General features: G+C 33.1%; 7 protein-coding genes. All 7 read right to left on the reverse strand.

Going from position 1 to position 6,130, the window contains the following annotated elements; all coding sequences use genetic code 11:
* Positions 1-475 (reverse strand): hypothetical protein (locus RMR19_RS06510; protein WP_310602690.1); only part of this gene is annotated, 475 nt, incomplete at its 3' end.
* A 70-nt stretch (positions 476-545) separates the two neighbouring features.
* Positions 546-893: a hypothetical protein gene (locus RMR19_RS06515; protein WP_310602691.1), complete on the reverse strand. Its 348-nt coding sequence runs from the start codon at positions 891-893 to the stop codon at positions 546-548.
* Between the two features lie 200 nt (positions 894-1,093).
* A complete protein-coding gene (locus tag RMR19_RS06520) occupies positions 1,094-1,348 on the reverse strand; it encodes a DUF7660 family protein (protein ID WP_310602692.1) in 255 nt (84 codons plus the stop codon).
* Between the two features lie 74 nt (positions 1,349-1,422).
* The gene (locus RMR19_RS06525; protein ID WP_310602693.1) at positions 1,423-2,787 is read right to left on the reverse strand and encodes a hypothetical protein; all 1,365 of its coding nucleotides are present in this window, start codon (positions 2,785-2,787) and stop codon (positions 1,423-1,425) included.
* Between the two features lie 20 nt (positions 2,788-2,807).
* On the reverse strand, positions 2,808-4,847 hold the full coding sequence (locus RMR19_RS06530) for an RHS repeat-associated core domain-containing protein (protein ID WP_310602694.1): 2,040 nt from the start codon (positions 4,845-4,847) through the stop codon (positions 2,808-2,810).
* A gap of 60 nt (positions 4,848-4,907) precedes the next feature.
* Positions 4,908-5,531 (reverse strand): hypothetical protein, encoded by a 624-nt coding sequence (locus tag RMR19_RS06535; RefSeq protein ID WP_310602695.1) that lies wholly within the window; start codon positions 5,529-5,531, stop codon positions 4,908-4,910.
* Between the two features lie 2 nt (positions 5,532-5,533).
* A partial coding sequence (locus RMR19_RS06540; protein ID WP_310602696.1) for an RHS repeat-associated core domain-containing protein occupies positions 5,534-6,130 on the reverse strand: 597 nt, incomplete at its 5' end.

Genomic DNA, 6,130 nt, shown 5'->3' on the forward strand with positions numbered 1-6,130 from the left:
GAACATTGGTTAGCTCGTATTTATCTATTGTTTCATCATCATCAAAAGGAATTTTAGGAATAATCACCTTGCAATCTCCTATATCGCCTTCTATTAATCTTCCTCCTCCTTCTCCTATTATTAATATTTCTCTCTCGTCTGGTGTCCCTTTCCACAAGGTTATGTGCCTAAAGCCTACACCTATACTATCGATATCATAAGGGAGTGGTTGATAGTCTGTCAACGGCTCTATTTTTTGCTTAAAAATATTACTATTAGAAATAAATTGTCTTGTAACATATGTGCAAAACAAAATAGGCGCTTCTTTTAAATTAATATTCTCCCATTTATTATCCGTACTAAACAAATTAAACACCAATAATTGTGCCTTGTTAATCATTTGTGCTAAGACATAAACATTTTCTTTTCTATTTTCTTCTTTACGCTTTGTTTCTATGCTAATCACCTGATTAGCTCTCCAATTTATTCTTGCCATTATTTTAAATGCCCTTTCTATGAATTTCAGCCAATTTCTTAAGTCTTATTCTTTTCTAGATACATTTTTTCTATAACGACGCAATAAAATCTTGGCGAAGCTTTTCTAATTTCTTAACCTTTTCTGCGATCACGCTTCTATAACTTTCTTGTGTACAACCATCTTTTATATAATCTTCTGGACATACCTTAAAATGAGAGAGCATCTCAATTATTGATGGTATTTCTCTCATAAAATAGATAATAAATCTTTTGTGATAGGAATCATCATTTACATAATCCTTCATCACTTCTCTGCTTAATTGCTCCATTTTTATAAATGACTCCTCATTCCACTCCGCATTTATACGAATGAAATACATTAATTCTTCATCTGAGGCAACATATTCAAAAAAATTATTCAAGCTAGTTTTCATCATACTTACCCTCGGCAACCTCCTTTTTTTGGGTTAAGTATTTCCCCCTCTATTAATATTTCTTTTGCTCCTTTTGCCATTTTGTTTGCTTTATGGATATCGCTACCTGGAGTCGCTTTGCATCTCTAATGAAAAAACACATATAATTAAAAGTCCTAGTCACTTTCTTTATATGTGTTTTTCGTTTTTGAATCAATAGATATCTATTCGTAAATCTTCCCTACATAAAACAGCATAGCAATAAAACTCCAATTTTCATTATTTGGTATTGGCAAATTATTATTTTCATAATAACCTTCCATATCATCAATCCAAGAACGGATTGATGCCAAATAATCCTCTATCGTATTATTTTTCCACTCACCTTCCTTTTTACATCTATCTTTTGATAGAAAATTCAAAAAATCAATAAGCTCATCTTTTGATTTTATATTGTTAATTCTACTAAATACATTCATTCTACGATACCTCTATTTTTTACTAATTTTTCATATCGCAAACATTCTTTTGCTAATCAACAAAAATCTGCTGTCTACCACTTACGCCATTCTAACGTAATATCACCATCAACTTCTACCCCAGTTGCTTCAATAACATCTAGAATCAATGATACAATTTCTTCTCTTTGTCCTGTTTCAATTAGTTCTCCATCACACGCATTATTTAATTGATTTAACTCCAATATAGTTTCTTTTGTAATACCGAGAACGTTCTCCTTAGACTTTTGGTTCTGTTCAATTTTCATTAAAAACTCATTTATGATAGTTTCAAAAGATTGAATTTCTTTGATTGTGTATCCTACTGGAGGTAACTCTTCTTCATCTTCTTCTAGATATTCCTCCATACTCTCCTTAATAGAATTTACACTATCAAAAAAATCTTTTGCACCAAAAGTGCTTACACCGGAATCTTCTTTTGTTTGCTTCTTTGAATTTTGAACTGGTATTTCTTCTATATCAACATTAACGTCAATATCATCAACTTGATATAAATCAATCACTTCTTCAAGACCGATGTTGCCAAATAAGAATTTATGTAAATCATCTCGCGTAATATCATAGTGCTTACACAATGGAAATTTGGCATACTCCAAACTTTCTTTCTCAACTATAGATTTTAATTTTCCATCTTTAACTTCTGTATTACCAATAAATCGAATTACTTTAAGATTAGGAAAGTTCTCAAGAAATGCCAGTGAATCAATCTCTCCGCAATCCTCCAATATAATATATTCTAGCTGAGACGCCTCAGACAAAGCATTCCAGTCCTCAATTTTTTTACAATTTCGAATCTCAATTGCTTTTAAATTTTTGTTTTTTGCTATCCCTTGAATAGACTTAAGACTTCTATTATAACTGATTCTAAAGCTCTTCAATCGAGTCAACTGCTCCAAAAAATCCAGATTTTCGATTTTACATTGCTCTAAAGTCAATCGTTTCAGAGTTCTTAATTTCATTAAGTCATTTGTTGATTTTTGTTTATAATTATGAAGACGCAGGAATTCTATACTTGGATTATCAAAAAGCAACTGACATGTTTTATGGTCATAATTCACATCTGCGCTATATAGCTTTCGGAATCTATCAAAAGGAATGCTTGAATCACATAAATTCCGTACTCTAAAATGCTCAATTTCAGCAAATTCTTGAAGAATATCTACAGATTTATACCACCTATTACTGAGACTTAATGCTCTTATACAAGAATATTCCTTCAAACTGCTTAGATCAAGCCATTCTCCGTCTCCATTCACAGAAAAAGCATCTATCCCATACAGAGCCATATCATTTTTGTCGAAAGTCTCATTCCCATTTAAATTGTATTCATAATATTTATATGTTCTATTTTCCATCTTTCCTTCTGAAATATTTAGATATATTTGTTCTTCTGTTAACATGATCTTTTTTACCTCCCATACTATAAACAAGGACTATTAGTCTTACTTGATGGCGCTGATGACGCACCTTGATTTTTGCCAGGACTATTTATTTTATTTGATAATGTCACATCCTTATCAGCATCAAATAGTTCCATCAATTCACTCTCAAGTTTGAAGTGATCTGCTGATGTACCATTCGGATTAACTACTACACCTAAAGTTTCTAAATAGTCTTTTACCAATTTATCAGTTCCTAAATGTTGTCTCAAACGTCTATAAAAATCATTTGCTTTCCCTATATACCATTCATTATTTCCTGTTTGAAAGAAATATGATCCTCCATCGTGAAGATTACTACCTAATATTTCACGTATAAAATCCCTCATCCATTTTTCGGTTGGTTTTAATCCAAACAAATCAATTTGTATATTCGTATTCCCAACATACCCATAAATCGTAGGATTCCCACCAGTCAACCCAATCGGATCCTGCTGCGTATAACACCCATCCTCTGGCGAATAATACCGAAACCGATTATAGTATAATCCAATCTCTTCATCCTCATACTGCCCTTGGAATCGGAACGGAATAAATGTCTGTTCTCCTATTCGCTCTTCTTTTCTTCCATAGGTGTTTTTCTGACCCTTTTTTACTCGCCCATAGATATCAAGTTCTCTTTCCCAGACTTTATTCCCTTCCTCGTCATAGGCTTCAACAGGTGTTCCTAAGTAATCACTAATGATACTGTAGTTTCCATCTTTCGTGATTTTTGCTCTAGGAATAAAATCATCTTGGAAAATCCAAGTAATCAAGCTATCTGGAGGTCTTTGTCCTCTTTCTGCCTCTTGTCTTGCCTTTTCCTCTTCTTTCTTCTCTAGTTTCCGAATAAAATCAGCCTTATAATCTACCTTGGCTTTCACTTTAATACTCTTATCTGCTTTACTTTCTTCCCATTCATGCAGTAAGGTATTCCCCTCCCAAAGAAATCGTATGACCTTATCAATATTTTCTTCTTTTTCTCGTAAGTCCTTAGGGTTACAAGTTTCCTCGGCATAGATAGACTGATTGCTTCCCCTCACTACATGGTCTTTAGTCATATCCGTGATTGGTTTTCTAATTCGAACCTCTCCGATTGTTTCCCACGGAATTTCTTCTATTGATGTGGCTTTTTCTTCTATCTTAGATAAATCTTCACTGCCTGCCTTGGTCAGCGTTTTCTCAATTCGTCTGCCAAGTGGGTCATACTTGAAGGTTACGCCACTTTGGTCTGGCTTAAATACTTTTTTGAGCATACCATTTCCAAAATAGAGATACGCCCATGTATTGCCATTTGGTTCGACTTTCTTAGCAAGATTTCCTTCTTCGTCATAGAAAAAGTCACTGCCTTTGGTGACGAGTTTTCCATAGCCACCTTGGTATGTGTTTCTTTCTTCTTTTAAATCAATACCCGATTTCTCCAAACGACTTCCTGCTCCATAGATACGATCACTATTATCCTGTGATTCATACAGATTTCCAACCGAATCCGTCATTCTAAAGATACTTTCAAATCCCGATTCTTTTGCACATACCAAATTGCTGAATTGATCGTAAGAAAACAGTATTGTTCCTTTCGTTAATTCGTTGGTAATCTTCTTTAACTGGTAATTCACATCCCATTCATATCTTCGGCGATGCATCGTTTCTGAATGACCTGTAGTACGTCCAAAAGAATGTTGCATATTCCCCGCACTTGCCTGCTTTACACTTACTTCATGGAAAATCGGTCTACCAACAAGGTCATATTCCCAGTTACTACAAATACCATTCGAAAACAATCGTTGCGTTTCTTGACCAAGCACATTATATTCCATCTTAGCAGCCCATGGTTTTTCTTTCTCAAGGTAAGCAACCAGATGTGTTGCTTGTCCCATCACATTCCGCTTGGTAAGAATATTTGCCCCAAAACTACTTGCTACCTGCACTCGATTTCCTAACTCATCATACTCACTGGCAATCCAGTTATAATCCTGCCATTCTTTCGTGACTCTTCCTAACGGGTCTCTCTCAAACTTTACTTTCGTATACTGATTTTCCATTTCCAGTAACACACCGATTTTATTGTATATAAATTCTTCTTATTATAATCAACATAAATTTCAACTAACATTATATACATTTTTTAAATATAAACTTTCTTTTTCTGTTTTCCAAAAATTTTCATTTTCAATAAATAATCCTAATTCTTTGCAGTAATCAATTAAAATCTGTTTTGTTAAACGTTTTTTAATCATTTTGTTCTCATAATGCTTTTGTTCTTCAAAATATAATGGTTCACCTTCCGAATAGAAATACCATTTTCCTTCTTTCATGGCATATATACTTCTTTTAATTCCATTATTTTTATACCTAAAAGAATTCATTGGTTCAGAATCTTTCTCATCACTTAACGTAAAAAGATAGTATGCGCAATTCAAATTATTAGCAATTACATTACACAAAGTATACCAACCATCTGCAAGATTACTAATCATAATTGTCTTTTCATCAGATATTAATGGATTGTAAAACAAAGCAGATGAATACTCTTTTTTATAAATTTGCAATTCTTTTATTTTTTTCCACTCTATCAGGAACTTATTTATATCTTTTTTTTCTAGCGAAATAAAAGTCTCTTGATTGTTTATTCTTTTCTCCAAATAGCCATTTAAAAAATTTTGAATACAATTAATAGAGATTTCAAAATAAGCAAATGTAATTGTTGGTATTTCATTCATATTCATTATTAATGACATCCTCCTTTGTTATTGTTATTTATATCGTTATTTGTATTTTTTTTAGGTTGTTGAGAATATTTTTCTAGCGTGTCACCTGTTTTAGGATCAATTACTTCATACATATTTTTTGCATTCGGATCATTTCCAGGAATTGTTTGTTGATGCTTTGTACTACTTTTTTTAACAGTATCAAACTCTACATTATGATGTACGCCATTCTTATTATATTGCACATCTGGTCTGTTTTTACCTACCGTATTACCAGCTATATCAACTTGGCATTGATTTTTCCGAATCTCATCTACATCAAAATCATCTACTAAATCCTGTATAAGATCATCAATTCTCTTATTATGGGTAGTACCTCCATGCTTTGGAGCTTCTCCTCCATTCGCCTTAGCCAATCCAAAGGGATCAATCCATGTATTTGAATCATGTACATAACCATATAATCGAATACCACCAGCCAACCCAATCGGATCCTGTTGCGTATAACACCCATCCTCTGGAGAATAATAACGAAACCGATTATAGTATAATCCAATCTCTTCATCCTCATACTGCCCTTGGAATCGGAACGGAATAAATGTCTGTTCTCCTATTCG

The organism is Anaerosporobacter sp., assembly GCF_031551385.1.
Classification (GTDB): Bacteria; Bacillota; Clostridia; order Lachnospirales; family Lachnospiraceae; genus Anaerosporobacter.

What these genes read in the sequence shown, in the direction of transcription:
- RMR19_RS06515 (WP_310602691.1), bottom strand. Translation starts at nt 893, where the DNA reads ATGATGAAAACTAGCTTGAATAATTTTTTTGAATATGTTGCCTCAGAT.
- RMR19_RS06520 (WP_310602692.1), bottom strand. Translation starts at nt 1,348, where the DNA reads ATGAATGTATTTAGTAGAATTAACAATATAAAATCAAAAGATGAGCTT.
- RMR19_RS06525 (WP_310602693.1), bottom strand. Translation starts at nt 2,787, where the DNA reads ATGTTAACAGAAGAACAAATATATCTAAATATTTCAGAAGGAAAGATG.
- RMR19_RS06530 (WP_310602694.1), bottom strand. Translation starts at nt 4,847, where the DNA reads ATGGAAAATCAGTATACGAAAGTAAAGTTTGAGAGAGACCCGTTAGGA.
- RMR19_RS06535 (WP_310602695.1), bottom strand. Translation starts at nt 5,531, where the DNA reads ATGAATATGAATGAAATACCAACAATTACATTTGCTTATTTTGAAATC.